This is a genomic window from Nostoc sp. S13 (genome assembly GCF_029379315.1).
Lineage (GTDB): Bacteria > Cyanobacteriota > Cyanobacteriia > Cyanobacteriales > Nostocaceae > Nostoc.
This window is the reverse complement of sequence record NZ_JAQYWQ010000036.1, coordinates 20,854-39,085: the sequence shown is the minus strand read 5'-3', so window position 1 is coordinate 39,085 and position 18,232 is coordinate 20,854. Positions and strand designations below refer to the sequence as shown.

Annotated in this window: 22 protein-coding genes; 8 read left to right on the top strand and 14 right to left on the bottom strand. The window is 42.7% G+C overall.

Going from position 1 to position 18,232, the window contains the following annotated elements:
• Nucleotides 1–164: 164 nt before the first annotated feature.
• On the top strand, nucleotides 165–1,229 hold the full coding sequence (locus PUQ00_RS13740) for a radical SAM protein (RefSeq protein WP_300417199.1): 1,065 nt from the start codon (nucleotides 165–167) through the stop codon (nucleotides 1,227–1,229).
• On the opposite strand, the gene larE is transcribed toward PUQ00_RS13740, so the two are convergent.
• The 3 genes from larE to hrmK all read right to left on the bottom strand — a co-directional run bounded on the left by larE (nucleotide 1,219) and on the right by hrmK (nucleotide 4,671).
• Complete coding sequence (larE, locus tag PUQ00_RS13735) at nucleotides 1,219–2,046, bottom strand: ATP-dependent sacrificial sulfur transferase LarE (RefSeq protein WP_300417196.1); 828 nt, start codon at nucleotides 2,044–2,046, stop codon at nucleotides 1,219–1,221. The two genes, PUQ00_RS13740 and larE, sit on opposite strands and share 11 nt — an antisense overlap.
• A 219-nt stretch (nucleotides 2,047–2,265) precedes the next feature.
• The gene (locus PUQ00_RS13730; protein ID WP_300417193.1) at nucleotides 2,266–2,694 is read right to left on the bottom strand and encodes a hypothetical protein; all 429 of its coding nucleotides are present in this window, start codon (nucleotides 2,692–2,694) and stop codon (nucleotides 2,266–2,268) included.
• A gap of 156 nt (nucleotides 2,695–2,850) precedes the next feature.
• Nucleotides 2,851–4,671, bottom strand: a complete 1,821-nt coding sequence (gene hrmK, locus PUQ00_RS13725; RefSeq protein WP_300417190.1) for a hybrid histidine kinase/response regulator HrmK — start codon at nucleotides 4,669–4,671, stop codon at nucleotides 2,851–2,853.
• A gap of 226 nt (nucleotides 4,672–4,897) precedes the next feature.
• On the opposite strand from hrmK, the gene PUQ00_RS13720 reads away from it, so the two are divergent.
• Entirely contained in the window at nucleotides 4,898–5,764 is an 867-nt protein-coding gene (locus PUQ00_RS13720; protein ID WP_300417187.1) for a branched-chain amino acid ABC transporter permease, read from the top strand.
• Between the two features lie 21 nt (nucleotides 5,765–5,785).
• On the opposite strand, the gene PUQ00_RS13715 is transcribed toward PUQ00_RS13720, so the two are convergent.
• The 3 genes from PUQ00_RS13715 to lipA are packed head-to-tail and all read right to left on the bottom strand — an operon-like array spanning nucleotide 5,786 to nucleotide 7,149.
• Complete coding sequence (locus PUQ00_RS13715; RefSeq protein ID WP_292825478.1) at nucleotides 5,786–5,923, bottom strand: photosystem I protein PsaX; 138 nt, start codon at nucleotides 5,921–5,923, stop codon at nucleotides 5,786–5,788.
• Nucleotides 5,924–5,951: 28 nt separating this feature from the next.
• Nucleotides 5,952–6,194: a hypothetical protein gene (locus PUQ00_RS13710; protein ID WP_300417183.1), complete on the bottom strand. Its 243-nt coding sequence runs from the start codon at nucleotides 6,192–6,194 to the stop codon at nucleotides 5,952–5,954.
• 25 nt (nucleotides 6,195–6,219) lie between these two features.
• The gene (lipA, locus tag PUQ00_RS13705; RefSeq protein ID WP_300417180.1) at nucleotides 6,220–7,149 is read right to left on the bottom strand and encodes a lipoyl synthase; all 930 of its coding nucleotides are present in this window, start codon (nucleotides 7,147–7,149) and stop codon (nucleotides 6,220–6,222) included.
• A gap of 325 nt (nucleotides 7,150–7,474) precedes the next feature.
• Between lipA and PUQ00_RS13700 the strand changes: the two genes are divergently transcribed.
• The gene (locus tag PUQ00_RS13700) at nucleotides 7,475–8,158 is read left to right on the top strand and encodes a response regulator (RefSeq protein ID WP_300417177.1); all 684 of its coding nucleotides are present in this window, start codon (nucleotides 7,475–7,477) and stop codon (nucleotides 8,156–8,158) included.
• A 30-nt stretch (nucleotides 8,159–8,188) separates the two neighbouring features.
• Here the strand turns inward: PUQ00_RS13700 and PUQ00_RS13695 are convergent, their stop codons facing one another.
• The 3 genes from PUQ00_RS13695 to PUQ00_RS13685 are packed head-to-tail and all read right to left on the bottom strand — an operon-like array spanning nucleotide 8,189 to nucleotide 10,370.
• Entirely contained in the window at nucleotides 8,189–9,385 is a 1,197-nt protein-coding gene (locus PUQ00_RS13695) for an AGE family epimerase/isomerase (protein WP_300417234.1), read from the bottom strand.
• Nucleotides 9,386–9,427: 42 nt separating this feature from the next.
• A complete protein-coding gene (locus PUQ00_RS13690; RefSeq protein ID WP_300417174.1) occupies nucleotides 9,428–9,643 on the bottom strand; it encodes a hypothetical protein in 216 nt (71 codons plus the stop codon).
• 55 nt (nucleotides 9,644–9,698) lie between these two features.
• On the bottom strand, nucleotides 9,699–10,370 hold the full coding sequence (locus PUQ00_RS13685; RefSeq protein WP_300417172.1) for a LuxR C-terminal-related transcriptional regulator: 672 nt from the start codon (nucleotides 10,368–10,370) through the stop codon (nucleotides 9,699–9,701).
• A gap of 101 nt (nucleotides 10,371–10,471) precedes the next feature.
• Here PUQ00_RS13685 and PUQ00_RS13680 point away from each other — a divergent pair, with 101 nt between their 5' ends.
• Complete coding sequence (locus tag PUQ00_RS13680) at nucleotides 10,472–11,128, top strand: DUF3386 domain-containing protein (protein WP_300417169.1); 657 nt, start codon at nucleotides 10,472–10,474, stop codon at nucleotides 11,126–11,128.
• A 93-nt stretch (nucleotides 11,129–11,221) separates the two neighbouring features.
• Here the strand turns inward: PUQ00_RS13680 and chlP are convergent, their stop codons facing one another.
• Entirely contained in the window at nucleotides 11,222–12,442 is a 1,221-nt protein-coding gene (gene chlP, locus PUQ00_RS13675) for a geranylgeranyl reductase (RefSeq protein WP_300417166.1), read from the bottom strand.
• Nucleotides 12,443–12,575: 133 nt separating this feature from the next.
• Here chlP and PUQ00_RS13670 point away from each other — a divergent pair, with 133 nt between their 5' ends.
• The 3 genes from PUQ00_RS13670 to PUQ00_RS13660 all read left to right on the top strand — a co-directional run bounded on the left by PUQ00_RS13670 (nucleotide 12,576) and on the right by PUQ00_RS13660 (nucleotide 14,247).
• Complete coding sequence (locus tag PUQ00_RS13670) at nucleotides 12,576–12,734, top strand: hypothetical protein (RefSeq protein ID WP_300417164.1); 159 nt, start codon at nucleotides 12,576–12,578, stop codon at nucleotides 12,732–12,734.
• A gap of 373 nt (nucleotides 12,735–13,107) precedes the next feature.
• A complete protein-coding gene (locus tag PUQ00_RS13665) occupies nucleotides 13,108–13,845 on the top strand; it encodes a L,D-transpeptidase (protein WP_300417162.1) in 738 nt (245 codons plus the stop codon).
• 57 nt (nucleotides 13,846–13,902) lie between these two features.
• Complete coding sequence (locus tag PUQ00_RS13660) at nucleotides 13,903–14,247, top strand: SH3 domain-containing protein (protein ID WP_300417159.1); 345 nt, start codon at nucleotides 13,903–13,905, stop codon at nucleotides 14,245–14,247.
• A gap of 183 nt (nucleotides 14,248–14,430) precedes the next feature.
• Here the strand turns inward: PUQ00_RS13660 and PUQ00_RS13655 are convergent, their stop codons facing one another.
• Nucleotides 14,431–14,586, bottom strand: coding sequence for a hypothetical protein (locus PUQ00_RS13655; protein WP_300417155.1), 156 nt, complete (start codon nucleotides 14,584–14,586; stop codon nucleotides 14,431–14,433).
• On the opposite strand from PUQ00_RS13655, the gene PUQ00_RS13650 reads away from it, so the two are divergent.
• Nucleotides 14,579–15,595: a sulfate/molybdate ABC transporter ATP-binding protein gene (locus tag PUQ00_RS13650; protein WP_300417153.1), complete on the top strand. Its 1,017-nt coding sequence runs from the start codon at nucleotides 14,579–14,581 to the stop codon at nucleotides 15,593–15,595. The two genes, PUQ00_RS13655 and PUQ00_RS13650, sit on opposite strands and share 8 nt — an antisense overlap.
• Before the next feature lie 285 nt (nucleotides 15,596–15,880).
• On the opposite strand, the gene PUQ00_RS13645 is transcribed toward PUQ00_RS13650, so the two are convergent.
• The 3 genes from PUQ00_RS13645 to PUQ00_RS13635 all read right to left on the bottom strand — a co-directional run bounded on the left by PUQ00_RS13645 (nucleotide 15,881) and on the right by PUQ00_RS13635 (nucleotide 18,099).
• Nucleotides 15,881–16,492: a DUF4360 domain-containing protein gene (locus PUQ00_RS13645; protein ID WP_300417150.1), complete on the bottom strand. Its 612-nt coding sequence runs from the start codon at nucleotides 16,490–16,492 to the stop codon at nucleotides 15,881–15,883.
• 149 nt (nucleotides 16,493–16,641) lie between these two features.
• Entirely contained in the window at nucleotides 16,642–17,286 is a 645-nt protein-coding gene (locus tag PUQ00_RS13640; protein ID WP_300417147.1) for a DUF4360 domain-containing protein, read from the bottom strand.
• A 153-nt stretch (nucleotides 17,287–17,439) separates the two neighbouring features.
• Complete coding sequence (locus tag PUQ00_RS13635; protein WP_300417145.1) at nucleotides 17,440–18,099, bottom strand: DUF4360 domain-containing protein; 660 nt, start codon at nucleotides 18,097–18,099, stop codon at nucleotides 17,440–17,442.
• Nucleotides 18,100–18,232 lie beyond the last annotated feature (133 nt).

The window sequence follows — 18,232 nt, the reverse complement described above, 5'->3', positions numbered from 1 at the left end:
AACTTTTATTACCTCATTGGTATGTCTGATTCAAACGGAGCGCAAATTTTAAAATTTATCATTATACCATGAATTATTTTTGCAAGAGGTCTATTGCAAACGGTACTTTTGCAAAGCTTCTATAGAGTTTTAGATCAGAAAGAGTAATTGGAGTTAGTAAGCATATGACACCTACTGGAAAGTTTAACCGCATTCTGCAAATCCACCCATCCAGACGGTGCAATCTGCGCTGTCTCCATTGTTACTCTTCTTCCAGCCCGGAGGAGCGTGACCAACTCAGTGTCCCACTCCTTTTACAAACAATTACCGATGCAAGTGAACAAGGGTATACCATTGCCAGCTTTTCAGGAGGAGAACCCCTTGTCTACAAACCTCTGCCCGAACTGCTAAAACAGGCTCATCAATGCAAGATGCGGACAACAGTTACTTCCAACGGTATACTCTTGGACGAGCGACACTTAGAGCAGCTGACTGGAGCGGTTGATGTACTCGCCATTAGTCTTGATGGAATGCCAGCCTCCCATAACCGTATGCGTTCTTCAGAGCAAGCTTTTGAAAAAATGGCGGCTCGACTGGAAGGGGTTCGCCAATCAGGTATCCCATTCGGGTTTATTTTTACACTCACAAAACAAAATTTTCGAGAGTTAGACTGGGTTGCGAACTTCGCCTTGGAGCAAGGGGCGAAATTATTGCAGATTCATCCACTTGCGGAAGTTGGACACGCTAGTCAAAGCCTCGTCGGATATAGACCCAATCCGAGCATTTTATCCTATGCTTACCTAAAAGCCACGCGTCTGCGAGAAGCCCTTGGTCACAAGCTGTTTATTCAGATTGATTTAACTCACCAAGATTTGCTGCGTTCAAATCCCGATAGCTTTTTTGCAGACAAATCCCTAATAAATGAGCAAGACTATAGCTTTGCTGACCTCATATCGCCCCTAATTATCGAAGCAGATGGGACAGTCGTGCCAATGCAACATGGCTTTGACCGCAATTATGCTCTAGGAAATCTTAATGAGGCATCTCTGGGCGAACTCACTAAGCATTGGCGTCAAGAGCGCTACCGGGCTTTTCGAGAACTCTGCCAACACGTTTATCAAGAGCTAACAGCACCTGCCGATCTGCCGATTACCGATTGGTATGAGACACTGATGCAGTTGGCGAAGACAAGTGAGGTAGATGAAAACAACACAACCGTGTCTACAGTCCAGGAAAATGCTATAGTTTAGCGCCCAAAGGTTCTCGATTCAAAACCTGATTTAACTTACCACTGCGATAACCTTCCAAATCTAAGGTTACGTAGATAAATCCAAAATCTTGAAATGCCGAAACTAATGTTTGTAAATCCGTAATTAATACAAACTCTTTAATTTGTTCTGCTGGTAATTCAATGCGTGCTGTATCCCCTTCTGAACGCACCCGCAAATTCTGCCAACCTAGTTTACGCAGAAAAATTTCTCCTCTACCGACTCGTTGCAACTTAGCGACAGTAATTTCTTCACCGTAGGGAAACCGGGAACTGAGGCAAGGTTGAGCAGGTTTATCCCACCAAGGTAAACCGAGTTGTTGCGAAATTTGGCGAACTTCAACTTTGGTGACACCGACTTCTGCTAAAGGCGATCGCGCTCCTCTTTCCTTAGCCGCCTGAATTCCTGGGCGATAATCATGCAAATCATCGGCATTCACCCCATCCACTACATAGGGATAACCCAACTCTAAGGCTAAAGGTTTGAGAGTATCGTGCAACTCACTTTTACAAAAATAACAGCGATTAACAGGGTTAGAGGTGTAATTGGGATTTTCCATCTCGTAAGTCTGGACGATTTTATGAGGAATCCCAATCGTTGCAGCTTGAATTTTGGCGTCTTCCAATTCTTCTGGTAATAGCGAAGGAGAAACAGCAGTGACAGCCAAAGCGCGATCGCCCAACACATCAAAAGCAATTTTGGCAACCAAAGTGCTGTCAACGCCTCCAGAGTAGGCAATCAACGCCTGCTCCATTTCTTTAAATAAGCTTTTTAATTGCTCAAATTTTTCTGTCAGCATAATTGGCAAATCCTGTTAAAGCCCCATAGCACCCTGCAAATTCCATTCTAATAAAAACAGCAGCAGTGACAACAGAAAAACTCAGCAGAAGTCAATCAACAGCCGCAAAATCAAGCAACACCGTTTTCTAGGAAAGAAACCTCGGCTTTTCAACCAAAAATTCCTGACAGAGATTTACCATTTCTACTCATTCGGGCAACAACACCAATCATCAGAAATTTATTGCTTTTTCAATGTAAATGTACCTCGGTCATTATCAACATCTATTAAAAACCCAGTAATCGTTTGAGGGTCATTTAATCTACCGATAAGAGCGGCATTATAAGTAATTGGCGTTCCTGGCTGTGCAGTCTGAACAATAGTAATGACTGGCTTGCCGCGATTAGGAGTCGAATAAACATCAATCAGAAATAGGGAAGTATTGCCACTAGGTAAAATATATTTACCTGCATTGCCTGTAATCTGGATTGTGCAACCACCTTGTACATAGCAAGGACTTCCTATAAAGCTGTTTGTATAGTTCCATATCCCATCCAAATTGGCTGGTAAAGGAGCAGTAGCAATTGACTCAGATGCATCCTTAGCATAGATGATGCTGGAAGCTAACAGAGTCATTGTGGTAATGGCAAAAAATTTACGTAATAGCATGAACATCAGCTTCTTGAAAAAAGTAGTTCATAGCAGATTGTTAAATGTATTCCTGCTGGCTGATTAAAATGATAATATAGTTCGCCTATGTTGTTTTTTAAAATTAACGATATTATACATACTGTTTGACACTCCGCCGACTGAACAAATTTCGCTTTAGGTTGGCGCTATGCTGTATTTAGCCACCAGACTGGCTAAAAGTATTAAATCAATCGGTTTAGAAATATAGTCATTTACTCCAGATGCTAAACAAATTTCGCGATCGCCTTTCATCGCCATTGCTGTTTGGATAATTATCGGAATCGCTGCATATTGCGGATTTTCTCGCAGTTGTTGCACCAACTCAAGACCATTTCCATCTGCGAGGTAGACATCCATTAAAATCACTGCTGGGTCTAATTGTGTTAGAGCAGCCCACATCTGACTAGCATTCTTGGCCCAAGTCACCTGATATCCCAACTTATGTAGATAAATTTGCATCAAATGAGCGTTGGGTAAGTCATTTTCTACCAGCAAAATGTTTACACAGGAACTAGGGGTGAAAGGCAGAGGAGATGAGGAAAATTTTGCTTCCTCTACTCCCTCATCTCCCACCACTCCCGCCTCTTGCTTCAGGGGAAGTACGAGGGTAAAACGGGAGCCTTTATCTACTTCCGATTCCACTTTCACAGAACCACCCTGAATTTGGGCGAGTTTCCGAGTCACTACTAAACCCAAACCAGTACCTTCAACACCATCAGCTACAGCCTTGGCAATTTGGAAATAGGGTTGAAACAGTAGAGCTTGGTCTTCTTGGGAAATGCCAGTGCCAGTATCCCAAACTGTAAAATGCCCAAATTCACCTTTAGGAGCAACCTCTATGCCAACACTTCCTTTACTGGTAAACTTTAGGGCATTGAAGAGTAAATTCAACAGCATTTGCTTGAGTCGTAAGGAGTCGGCTACTAGGGTTGTAATATTAGGGTGAATTTCTACGTACAGTCTCAAACCTTTATTAGCGGCTTTCTCTTTCACCAGCGCCAAAACATTGATACACAACAGCCTCACATCTATTGTTTCCCAGTGCACATCCAGCTGATTTGCTTCAATTTTAGAGAGATCCAAAATATCATTAATTAGAGCTAGCAAGTGCTTGCCGCTAGACTGAATGATATTTAAATACTCTTGCTGGCGTTCTCTAGTTGGTTCGTACCCTGGGGCTAAAAGCAGGTTGCTAGACAGCATTATAGAACTAAGCGGTGTGCGAATTTCGTGACTAGTATTTGCCAGAAACTGATTTTTTAGTTGATTGGTGCGCTCCAATTCTTGATTAGAGCTACTTAAGTGTTCATACCGTTGCTGCCAAGATAGGATGTGCCTAAGTTGTCGCAAGGCTGTCGTACAGTGCATGGCAGACCTTGCCATCAATTGTGATCTGAGTTGAGCCTGTGATTCTATCAGCGACTCCCGATCGCAGTTTAGGGGCGTTGTGGCGATAATTAGCCAGCCCATGACACTGCCAGAATCATCAGCTAATGGCCAAGCGCTCGGTGGCTGTTGATTCTCAAGCTGTTGCAAATCTTCGACTTCTATAACCTCTTGCAATCTCAACAGCAGCTTTTTTTCTGCTGTCAGCACTTCTAGAAATAAAGGTTGTGAGTTTGCGGATGGAGAAGGAGAAACATAGCAAACTGTGGCAATAGTTTCTTGTGGTTCAAACAGAACGATACCTACAGCAGAATCTGTAAGCGCCAGATTACTGCTGTGAACAGCACTGTTAATCTCGTCAAGCACAGTTTGGAAAACTTCCGCTTGTGCGACTTCTGCCTGTGGGACAGTTTTACAAGCAGAAAGCAGGCAATCATTAAGGCGACTTTGCAACTGGTTCAAGCTGCTCTCCAACCACAGCTGTGTACGAAGTTGCTCAATTGTTGTCAAAACTTTTGGCGTTGCATCTATCTGTGAGTTCTGGTCTGGTAAGCTTGAATACTGCTGCATGGTCAACTAGACCGTTGAACAAATTTAGCTTTACATAAAAATCCGAACAGGATTCTATGTATATTAGCTGACAATTCTTTATTTATTTATAAACCATGATTTTAATTTATAAACCATAAGTTATGTTGTTATCAACCATAACTTATGATGTCGAGTTTAGCTGCTAAACCAAAAAAATTATTTTATGAATCACTGAACTAAAATTTTTTAAAGCAACTTAAGACTTATGGATACACAATTCGCCCAACTAATCGTTAATGGGATTGCGGTCGGGAGCATTATTGCTCTAGCCGCAGTCGGACTTACTCTTACCTATGGAATTTTACGGCTATCTAACTTTGCTCATGGTGACTTTCTAACTTTAGGAGCCTATTTGACTTGGCTAATCAACTCTATTGGAGTCAATATTTGGCTGTCGATGCTCCTGGCGGCGGTGGGAACAGTAGCAGCAATGCTGTTATCGGAAAAATTGCTGTGGTCAAGAATGCGCTCTATGCGTGCTACTTCCACTACGCTGATTATTATTTCTATCGGACTTGCCTTATTTCTCCGCAATGGGATTATTTTTATTTGGGGTGGCAAGAACCAAAATTACGATTTACCTATTACCCCGGCTTTAGATGTTTTGGGTTTAAAGGTGCCGCAAAATCAATTATTGGTATTGGGGTTGGCGATGCTAGCAATTTTGGCGCTGCATTACCTGTTGCAAAATACCAAAATTGGTAAGGCGATGCGAGCAGTTGCTGACGATCTAGACTTAGCTAGGGTTTCAGGTATTAATGTTGACCGAGTAATTTTCTGGACTTGGCTAATTGCTGGCACTCTTACGTCATTAGGCGGCAGTATGTATGGGTTGATTACAGCCGTACGCCCGAATATGGGATGGTTTCTAATTTTACCATTATTTGCCTCAGTCATACTTGGTGGGATTGGCAACCCCTACGGTGCGATCGCAGCAGCTTTTATTATTGGCATCGTCCAAGAAATCAGCACTCCTTGGCTGGGTTCACAGTATAAACAAGGTGTAGCACTGTTGATCATGATTTTGGTGCTGCTCATTCGTCCCAAAGGTTTATTCAAAGGGACGATTTGAGCAGCACCACTCCACTTCTAACTATTGAATAATGTGGAAATAGTAGGCTGCGACCAAGAAATTGATAGCTAACAAGAACAGTGCCCAACCTGTGCGAAAGGCGTAGGGAGGTTTAGCTCCACTGTCGGCAACTGGGGAATTCTTAGCTTTAGCAGTCATAATGCGATTCTCCTAATGTCAGGACTTTTTAAGAAATACCAAACTGCTGTACCAAATATTCAAATTCTTTAAGAATATTTGTGTGAACTTGGGAATTGGGCATTGGGCAATTCAATTTTGGATTTTGGTGAAGCAGCGCGGGAACAGGGGGTTTCCCCCATGAGCGACTGCACCAAGCCGTTCGCGTAGCGTCTCCCCTTGGGAGAAGGGATTGACGATTTTGGATTGACGATAGCGCCACGGAGAGCGAGTCTACAAGCGTCTTTTGCATTAAATTTCAATCTAAAATCCAAAATCTAAAATCTAAAATTCTTACTCCCCACTCCCTCCTCTCCAGCATGATAAGAACTGCGAACCAGAGGCCCAGAACGAACATGATTGAATCCCATTTCCCATGCTAATCTGCCGAGTTGATCAAATTCCTCTGGAGTCCAATATTTTTGGACTGCCAGATGTTCTAGAGAAGGACGCATATACTGCCCGATAGTCAAGCGATCGCACCCCACAGCCCTGAGATCAGCCATTGCTTCCACAATTTCATTAAGTGTTTCTCCATGTCCCAGCATCAAACCTGATTTGGTGGGAATTGTCGAATCGATTTCTTTGACCATAGCCAGCACCAAGAGCGAGCGATCGTACTTGGCTCCCCGACGCACTGGCCCAGTTAACCGTTGCACTGTCTCGATATTGTGATTAAAACAAGCTGGTTTGGCTTTCACAATCATCGCTAGGCGCTGGCGTTGACCTGACTCCCCAACACCAGCACCACCCCAAAAGTCTGGGGTCAGCACTTCAATTTGAGTCTCTGGGTTCAACTGGCGGATAGTCGCGATCGTCTTCACAAAGTGCCCTGCACCCTGATCGGGCAAGTCATCACGGGCTACGGAAGTCAGCACCACATAATGCAATCCCAAAAGCTGCACCGCCTCGGCTACCTTTTGGGGTTCCTCTAAATCAAGGGGCATTGGTGCATGACCTTTATCTACTTGACAGAAAGCACAAGAGCGTGTACATGTAGGCCCCATTAGTAAAAAAGTTGCAGTTTTTTGGGCATAGCACTCTCCCCGGTTGGGACAGCGGCCTTCTTCGCAAATCGTGTGAATTTGGCGCTGCTTAATAATGCGTTGTACGGTAGAGATTTCACTGGCTTTGCCAATCGGGCGACGTAACCAGCTAGGCATTGCCGTAATTTCAGACTTTAGTTCGGCTTGTTGTGACGAAATCATAGACATCTAGGCAAGATACGGATATAGAGTACTGGTCTGTCAATTAACAAATGATAGATAAGAATAGACACAGGGAGCAGGAATGCTCTTAATGAAGTCTCCATGTCCCTTATGCCCTAGATCAAGGCTAAAGCCTTAAATATCACCATGACACAAATTGAAAAGAGCGCCAGCAAAAGTTTTGCAAAACACCTCTAGGAATGTTATTTATACCGAAATATACTATCCCCCAATTTCCAGAAATTTTGTATATAGTGGGAGAATTCTCAAGGACAATCGGCAAAGTCGCTATTTACACTTAAAGTTTCTGTTAGAGAAAAGAGTCGTGGCAAGTAACAAAATTTTAGTTATCGATGACACTACAGTTGTCAGGGTAAAAGTACGAGAAATGTTGCCTCCGGGCAATTTTGAGGTACTGGAAGCAAAAGACGGTTTGGAAGGATTAAATTTCATCCTTCAGGAAAAACTCAGCCTGATTATGCTGGATTTTCTGTTGCCTAAAATGAGTGGCTGGGAGGTTTTCCAGCAAGTTCAAGCCAACCCAGAGTTAAGAAAAATTCCTTTGGTGATCATGTCTGGTCGCAAGGAAGAAGTTACGGAGAAAATTACAGAACCATTTGAATATTTTGAATTTCTGGGCAAGCCTTTTGATCAGAAGCAACTAATTAGTGCAATTAAGTTAGCTATGAGTAAGGCGAAACTGCCACGCCCAGAACTAGTCGCAGTCGGAGCAGCAACTGCTGTCAAAAATAGCACATTTACAACTCCTAGTGTGGCTAATGCTACGGCAGTAGCCCCTAGTGTAGCCAATCCAGCGATGCCTACGGCGGCAAACAACGCAACTCCTAGTGTAGCCAATGCAGCTCCTGCAACCCCTAGCGTCGCAGGAGCTTCCAACGCCGAAATTAAGGCATTGAACGAGAAAATGGTTACAATGCAAGCAGAAATTGATGGCTTGAAGAAACAACTAACTCAGGTTGTGGCTTTTATTAAACAAAAAATTAAGTAGTATTTGTACTCATTATTAAGAGGGCTGCTACTACAAACTTAACGCCTCAAACTGCTGCCAGCAAAGATACAATGCACGCGGTACGTGAAAACATCCTTTCCATTTGCCGCCTTTTAGATTCAACAATACTTCCCCACGCCGATTAAGATAGCCAAACCACTCACCGTACTCTGAATCAGCAAAATGTGACCAGGTGTAATCGTGCATTTTTTGATACCATTCCCAACACACCTCACGCCCAGTCAGGCGATAGCCCATCGCTAATGCAACCAAAGCCTCTAAGTGAACCCACCACAGCTTTTGATCCCATTCCAATTGTTGTAGGGGATGACCATCTGCATCCATAAAGTAATACAATCCGCCGTACTCGCTATCCCAAGCAAAATTCAGGATATTTAATACCACATCAACGGCTTGGTTAATAGTTTTGGGATCATTTTTGCGACGGGCGATGTCCATGATGAACCACATAGCTTCGATACCGTGACCTGGATTAATCAGCCGTCCCTCAAAACAATCAATGTGGGAACCGTCAGGAGCAACGTTTTCGTACATTAATCCTCGTTGTTGGTCGAGAAAATCGGTCATCACTTCGCCCTGAGTCTCAGCTAGGACATTCTCTAGTGTTTCCTTTGGCAGCAGCCATTCCATTTCTAGAGTCAGGTTGGCTAAAATCATCGGTACAGCCAATGATTTCATCGGGCGTGTGCCGGGATAGTTTTTATTATATTTGCCCTTCGGGTTGTCCTTGCGGCGTAATACGTTGTTGTAAGCCTGCATTGCCACATCTTTTGCCCATTCTTCGCCCCCAGCGAGTGCATACTGACTAAATGCCATCGCCGCAAAGCAATCAGAAAAGATATTGTAAGGTTGAACCAGTGGTTTCCCTTCACGGGTGAGAGCAAAGTACCAGTTACCATCACTATCTCTGCCATGTTTGGCGAGAAAATTAGCGCCATTACTGGCAATTTTTAGCCAGTTTTCGCGTTTTTCTAGTTGGTTGCAAAGCATGGAAAAAGTCCACACCTGGCGGTTTTGCAACCAGATAAATTTGTCTGTATCATAAACCTGTCCCTGGCGATCGAGGCAGGTGAAATAGCCGCCTTGCTCCCAGTCGAGAGAATATTTTTCCCAAAATGGGAGTACGTCGTTGAGGAGGGCGTTTTTGTAAAGTTCAGCGTAGGTGTAGCCCGCACTTCTACTTAGCTCTGTTACCACCGGAGGCATTGCTTCAAAATTATACCCCATAAATTTCCTCCCCTTTTGTACTCAAACCAACAGCTTACCAGTTATCACATTTTGGCTCGAACATAGAGCGTAGGCGTAGCCCGTCGTAGACATCGCGTCAGTTATGGGCAGAGTATTCACTAATTTTAAATTCTGAATTCTCACCTCTGATTCATTGAAAGCGACGGGAAACTCCAACCCAAGAGTGGGTGGAGAGGGATAGTCGCCCCGTCGCTTGGGGCATTGGGCATTGGGCAAACAGGTAACTTCTTCCCCATGCCCAAAAACTCCATCCCCTTGTGGGTGGAGTTTTTTATGAAACTTCTATATATTGCAGCTTTGCCACCATTTCCGCACGCGCCGAAACCTTCAACTTCCGAAACATCCTTTTCAAGGCTTGTTTGACGGAATTTTGCGTAATCCAAAGTTTTTCCCCAATTTCCGCATTTGTTAACCCCTGCGCTACCAACTCGGCAATTTCTAACTCACGCGCTGTTAGAGGATTTACGATCAGTGAATTGGATATTTTTGGTTTCGTCCGTAGAGTCGCCATTTTTGCTGACAAATGAACGCATAAGGCGCTCAAGTCAGCTAAATCGTTGCCATTAAAAGCCGGATTTCCCTTGTCACGAGCTAAGTTAAACGTTCCGACAAGACGACCATTGCAAACAATTGGCCCAGTCATTACGTGTTCGTGATCCGAACGTGAGCAAAAATGTTTCCAGTCTCCTGGTGATAAGAATAACTGCTCATGGGCGGGAGCATGACGCTCAACCACGTAACGGCCGACTGGATTGCTTTCTAAGCATACTGCCGGAATACCCTGAACATCAATTTCAGTGGTTGACTGCTCATTTAGGAAATAAATACCCCAATTTTGGACGCCAAAATGCTCACCAATTTTGTCTGTGAGAGCTAGTCTTAATTCTTGCTCATTTCGGACATTGGCGATCGCATGAAATACGGCGTGGAGAGAATTAGCCATAAGTGTACCCAGTTGGGGACTATCCAAGCCTCAACAATTACTTCTATGCTAATACCAAGAAAACTAAAACGCTAATTTACAGTAGCGACTAGGAGAAGCACATGACAGTTACACAACTCTCTGCTCAGGAACTTTTCCGGGCTGCTTATGAGAACCGCTATACTTGGGACAAGAATTTTCCCGGTTATACCGCAAATATTACCTTTAAGCATGATAATCAACTGTTTACAGGCAAAGTTATCATCAACGCCAATCTCAAAGCCGAAGTTTTGGATGTAGATGACGAGTCAGCCAAGCAGGCAATTCATGGTCAAGCATGGGAGATAGCTATTCACCGCATCCGCCGTAGCTTTGAAGACACTCACAGCGCCAATACGTTTAGGTATGGTAAAACTGACGAAACTGGTGCGGTTGAGCTTTTAATTGGTGGTAAGGCTGAGGGCGATAAATACAAAGTTCGCAACAATGAAGTATGCCATGTTCACCGTCTAATCCACGGTACTTATGTGACAATTGACACCTTTAGCAGTCACGACACCGGGTCAGGCTACCTGTCCCACCGCTATGACTCTGTGTACCATGACCCCAAAACTGGGGAACAAAAGGGCGGTAGAAGCGAATTTACGGATGAGTATGAAAAAGTTGGTGACTATTTCATCCTAAATCGTCGGGAGATTCGTACCGAGACAGCAGGACAAATATCGATTCAGGAATTTGTCTTCTCTGATATCAAATTGTTGGAACCTGTTGCTGCTTAAGCTGTATTCTGGATTATAAGTAAAAGCGATCGCTCCTTTCAACTAAAGAGCGATCGCTTTTATTTGTTGCAAGTCCCAGTATTTCACACTCAGTTAAGGTGCAAGGGCATTACCGCGAATTAGGCTACCAATAGTTTTGGCAGTAATTTTCAGTTGGGTGATGGGATTAGCTGGGACAACCGTCTTATATAGATAGCTATCGAATGTCAATCGCTGCACATCGAGGTCATCGCACATTTCCACAAATGCCTCGCGGGTAGCGTCAGAACGATAGAACACGCTTTGCAGAATGTCCAGCACCTTGTAAGTAAGTCCGTATCTTTTATCCCAACGTTTCAGATAAACTTTCAGGTCATTTTCTGTAGGAATACGGCTACCACTGTTAGATGCTTCGACAATGGTTTCAGCACACATCCGCCCAGATTTAGCGGCAAAATAAATACCTTCACCAGAGGACTTGGTAACGTAACCAGCAGCATCTCCCACCAAAGCGATGCGACCGACAACACGACGGGGACGGGGATGTTCAGGAATGGGGTGGGCTTCGACTTTGATGATTTTACCGCCTGCTAGCTTCTCGGAAGCACGGGCACGGATACCAGCTTGTAACTGTTTGATGCTGGCCTTATTGATGTGCATTGTACCAGTACCGACAGCTACGTGGTCATATTTGGGGAAAACCCAAGCGTAGAAATCGGTAGAAACGTCATCACCGACATACATTTCGGCGAGGTCGTTATAGTACGCCATTTTGTCTTCGGGTAAACGAATCCGCTCTTGGAAGGCGATCGCATAATTATAATCTCCAGCGTCCATTTCTTTAGCAACGCGGGAATTAGCCCCATCCGCCCCAATAATTAGATCCACCTTCAGGGTTTTGGCAATACCCTGTGATATCCCATCTGTATGGTCAATGTAATGGATGGTATAAGGGTCAGTATTGTTTCCGGGTATATCAAGTTTATGAACAGTGGCATTAATTAAATTTGCGCCTACTTTTGCCGCCCGATCCCGCAAAAAGCCATCTAGCACTTCCCGGCGGCACATTCCTATATATTCATCTTCTTTTACCAGATTGATATCAACCTCGCGATTGGAAGGCGAAATCATTTTCATCTTCCGTACCCGGCGATCGATAATCTCTGGTGGTAGATCAAACTCACTTACCATACATAGGGGAATTGCACCCCCACAAGGCTTTGCATTGTCTAGCTTCCGCTCAAACAGGTAGGTTTCAATCCCAGAGGCTGCCAGCGTTTCTGCGGCAGATGAACCAGCAGGGCCTGACCCAATAACAGCAACCCGTAGTGTCAAAGGTCTTTCTCCCAATCTTCACATTTACCGAGAGCATACTATCACGGTCTTTCGGGTGATTTGACGCTTTACCTTCAGCTTTCTGTTGAAATGCAATATTCCTTAATGTTTCGATACGAATGGGGAGTAGGGGATGGAGAATTTGGTTAATGAAAAATTTACCGAATTCTGGGAGTTTAAGTTGCTTGAGCTTCTAACAAGACGTTCGGCGATCGCCTTAATTTATCAGATTTTGATGGCAATTTTTCGCCGCAGCTACGCCTGTCGTAGACATCGCTCTCCTACCCCTTGAACGATTACAATAATTTTCATAAGATTCGGCAAATCTAGGGTAAATTGGCGTGTTAGTGGTTGGACTACCTGGGGAAAGAGGTATTTCGGAAGTTCAAAAAATTCTGAGGGAAGCGAGTTGAAAAACTTTCTTCCCTTTTTTTATGATTAAAATACTTATTTTTATTGTGCCTAAGTTAAGTATATTTTTCTTTACGTGTTACTTGCTATATCAAGTTAAAGATTGATTTAAAGGTACTAAAAATTACATAAATTACCATCGAATAAAAATATTCAAAATCCGAATTATTCCTGAAGCTCTAGACTAAAAAGCCAGTTTATATTCAAAACAGGTAAACAAGTTTAGAAATCTCATGTTGTTTAGATCCCTCGTGATGTCTTTAACCTGTTTAGCTATTGCAGGTAGCAATGGAAATGCAGAAGTTAAAGTAGCAACAAATATCAATTCATTACAATCATCTGAAAAAATCCCAAATTTCGCAGATAAATTGGCATCGGTTACTGGAGATAAAATCAACAGTTATAATACTGCAAAATCTCTGAGATTTGGTGAAAATAATAATTCTGTATTACCCGAAAGTTCTATATCTGATCTATCAAAAGATATAGCTATTCAGGAGTTGAGTAAGGATAACCATAAGTCGCGAAAAATATCAACTCAACTGGGGTATCAGAGAAATAGTAACTATATGACTCTAACGCCTACAGGGAAAGCAAATTCACTAGGAAATCCACTTTATGAATTGGACTTGTTCGCAAATGGGCAGTTGATTGGTAAATACATAAGTGTATCTGGAAGGGCGTATACCCAAACCAGAGATCGTAACCGCTCTGGAACGGAAGCACCGTTACCTGACGGAAAATACAAAGTTGCCACAGCAACTACTCGCGGCTCAATTCCGGAAGCGGGCGATCGCTTTCTTCCAATACAGCCCCTATTTAGTACTGGGCGTTCTTCTTTGGGGATTCATTACGATCCATCATTTGATAAAAACAACGGCGAAGACGGTACATCAGGATGTGTGGCATTAACAAACCGTCAGGATTTGAGCCAGGTGTTGGAATACGTCTATGCTTACAGACCTCAATTTCTTGAGGTTATCATTCGGTAATTTTTTACTTTTTTGATTCAATTTAAAAATTCTTTTTTTACAAAAGGAGTCTCAATCATGTTGAAAACTTTTTTTGCAGGTACATTAATTCTCACTGCAATATTACCAGCAGCAGCAGAAGAAGTCGGACCCGGAATTGGTGGCAGAAACTCTATATCTGCTGAAGGTTATTCTGCTCATGTTTGTACTAATGAGTCCGATGGTAGTCTCTCACTGCGTACCAAACCTGGAAAGAGTAGTAGAAAGATTACGGAACTTTCCAACAAGACGAATATTAGGGTGATAAATACCACAAATGGTCAAGATGGTTTTGTGTGGTTTAGAATCAGAAAGGATGAAATAACGGGTTGGGTTCGTTCTGATTATATTTGTAATGGATACTCCATTGCGGATGAAGACTAATTGTTATTAGTAGTGTAAGTATTAGATATAGCAATTCTGCTTGATTTGTAAGAATTGCAACCCACAGATACCCGACTTGTCAAAGAAGTCGGGTATCTTGTTTCTCACGAATCGCGATCTTTGAATGATTATTGGCGAGTCTTTGGGAAACAGGTTAGGGAATTTCTTCAACCCCACAGATCCTCACACTTTGCTCCTCATTGTAGCTTCCTCGATCGCAGCAGCTCCGGTAGCTAAATCTTGTTCATCTATAAATAACAATGTATGGTATATGTAAGACACAGTAATCCTACCAAGGATCTGTAGATTTAGTTGCAGAGGTATAGTAGCAGTGGGCATAGTAGTTGAGAATGTCTCCAAACAATTCGGGAGTTTCAAGGCAGTTGATCAGGTCAGCCTGGAAATTAAGAGTGGTTCGCTAGTTGCATTGCTTGGGCCATCAGGATCAGGTAAATCTACGCTACTACGATTAATTTCAGGTTTAGAAATGCCAGATAGCGGCAAAATCTTGCTCACCGGTAAGGACGCTACATACCAAAGCGTGCAACAAAGGAATATTGGGTTTGTGTTTCAGCACTATGCCCTATTTAAGCATCTAACTGTCAAGCAAAATATTGCTTTTGGCTTAGAAATTCGTAAGGCACAGCCAAAAAGGATTAAGGGGCGGGTAGAACAGTTACTGGAATTGGTGCAGTTGACTGGACTAGGCGATCGCTATCCATCACAACTTTCTGGTGGTCAAAGACAACGGGTAGCATTAGCAAGGGCACTGGCAGTAGAACCGGAAGTATTACTGCTAGATGAACCTTTTGGCGCACTTGATGCTAAAGTCCGCAAAGACTTACGGGCATGGTTACGCCGCCTCCATGATGAAGTTCATGTTACCACGGTTTTCGTCACCCATGACCAAGAGGAAGCAATGGAAGTCTCCGATGAGGTTGTGGTGATGAATAAAGGGCGTGTCGAACAAGTGGGCACACCAGCAGAAATTTACGATAATCCTGCCACCGCATTTGTGATGAGCTTCATCGGCCCGGTGAACATATTGCCCAGCACCTCAAAGATTTTTAAAAGTAGCGCCTTTGATGCGCCACACCCTCAAGTGTTTTTGCGCCCACAAGATGTTATTTTGGAAAAGGTCGCCAATGGTACCACTACACCTGCAACAGTGAGCCGATTGGTACATTTGGGTTGGGAAATTCAGGTGGAATTAACTTTCGATGATGGACAAGTGCTAATGGCGCATTTAACACGCGATCGCTTTAATGACTTAGAGTTAGAAACGAAACAGCGAGTGTATGTGAAACCAAAAGATGCGAAGTCCTTCCCACTGTCTTATTCAATTTAGTTAGCAGTATTGCTCGAAATTCTCAACCATTTACGTACCTCACGCAAGCGATGTGCGACTTATTCTTGAAATTCCGCTTCCATTCCTCTCCCCCAGAGGGAGAGAGGCTTTAATTCTTGCTCCCCAACCCTAAAAGGGTTGGGGTTGAGAGAAAGTCGCATACTGCATTATCTCTCTAAATATTCTGGGTTTATAGTCAATAAATTGTTCGCGGATATTCTCCGCGAACAATTCTTTTTTGTCGAAAGTCTAAACTTTCTACATGCGCCGGTATATCTGCCCCTATTAACAAGGAGTAAAAGTAAACTTAATTTGATAGCCCTGAGAAATTAAAATTTTTGTTTGCTGCCCCGCAGCTACATCTGTGGCACGCGCTATCAACGTTGTGTTGATGCCGAAAACCGAATTCACTGGGTTAGCACACGCGTCTATTGCATCTGGTGTAATAGCTACATTTTTTACCCATCCATTTAAAAAGCCACCGGGGAAATTTGCGTTTGGATCATTACTAGAATTTGGAACATTTTTGCCTTGAAACACTAAGCTAACTCTTAAATCAGCACTGCCGCCCTTAGGCACATTTGCAAAGCCATTATATTTGATGTTAATGGGCTTGACTTTGTACCCTTTAGGCACATTAAGACCAATCCTCAAACTGCAAGATTTGGATACAACCTTAGGAGATAAAGCTATAACCTGAAATGGAGGTAAAGTTACAGACAGAGTATCTCCTTTCAAACTTGGTTGGGGATTTCCCGACGGGCAACCATTTCCGAAAAGAGTTACTGGAACTTGTTGAAACTGAAATCCTTGTGATTGAGCCTGTACCTGAGATAAACCGACAACATTTAAACTCAGTAGCGTTAAACTGGAAACAAGAGTGGTTAAGACTTTCATATCAAATAATGAGATAAAAACAGCTTGTCAGCTTTGTTGTCAATACTATTGCTAAAGACAGAGAGTCGAAGATTTCTTCGGAATCATTGGAAGAAATATTTCGATAAGTTGCTAAACCAGCTTTTGAGGGTTCAGCTTTTGCGAAAAACCTAACAAGGTTTAAAAGCAAACTTGATTTGGAACAATACAGGGCCGATTGTTGTGTCGATTGTATCGATTCGGATTTGAGTTTCTAGTTGTGGTTGATTTGCAGGTATATTTTTTGGAGCTCTTGCCGTCAGATTTGTATTGATACCAAAAATCGAACTCACAGGATTCTTACATGCATTTATTGTCCCTAATACAACACCTACATCTTTGCTCCAGACATCTGAGAAGCCAGGGCTAAAGGTTGCGTTTGGATTATTGTTAGTTGGAACTATTTGACCTTGAAAGAGTATTCTAACATTCAAATTAGCACTGCCTCCTGGAGGCACATCTGCAAAGCCAAGATACTTGACGTTAATCGGCTGAACGTTCAATCCAGAAGGTACATTCAGACCGATCCGCAGATTACAGGATTTTGATACAACCTTAGGAGGTTCAGCTAAAGCTTCAAACTCCGAAAATGTTATTGAAAGAGTATCTCCATTCAAAATTCCCTCTGCTGTTCCCCCTGGGCAACCATTTCCTAAAAGAGTTACTGGAACTTTTTGAAACGTAAATCCTACTGGTTTAGCCTGTGCCTGAGACAAACCCACAATATTTAAACTTACTAGCGTCAAACTGGAAATAAAAGCACTTAAAATTTTCATACAAAGACTCCGCTAAAATGTGTAATTTCCTCTGCATATTAGCTGCAAGTTAAAACTCCGTTGAAAGAAATCTTTCGAGAAGTTGGTAGAGCAGCTTTTGAAAGATCAGGTTTTGTGAAAACTAAATGCAAAACTTACTATGCATTTAAAAACCTAGCAAGGGTTAAAATCAAACTTGATTTGGAACAATACAGGACCGATTGTTGTGTCGATTGTATCAATTCGGATTTGGGTTTCTAGTTGTGGTTGATTTGCAGGTATATTTTTTGGAGCTCTTGCCGTCAGATTTGTATTGATACCAAAAATCGAACTCACAGGATTCTTACATGCATTTATTGTCCCTAATACAACACCTACATCTTTGCTCCAGACATCTGAGAAGCCAGGGCCAAACGTTGCGTTTGGATCATCGTTAGTTGTCACTTCTTGACCTTGAAAAAGTATTTTAACGTTCAGATCAGCACTGGCTTTGTTAGGTACATTTGCAATAGGTACATCTGCAAAGCCAAGATACTTGACGTTAATCGGTTGAACGTTAAATCCAGAAGGTATATTCAGACCGATCCGCAGATTGCAGGATTTTGATACAACCTTAGAAGGTGTAGCTAAAGCTTCAAACTCCGAAAATGTTATTGAAAGAGTATCTCCATTCAAAATTCCCTGTGCTGTTCCGCCTGGGCAACCATTTCCTAAAAGAGTTACTGGAATTGTTTGAAACGTAAATCCTTGTGGTTGAGCCTGTGTCGGAGATAAACCCACAATATTTAAACTTAGTAGCGTCAAACTGGAAATAAAAGCACTTAAAATTTTCATACAAAGACTCCGCGAAAACGTGTAGTTTCCTATCTACATTAGCTGCAACTTAAAATTCCCTAAGATACTTCTAAACAAAGGAATTTTACCCAGCAGGCTCTCTGGTGTTTGGGGATTTATAGCAATTATTAGT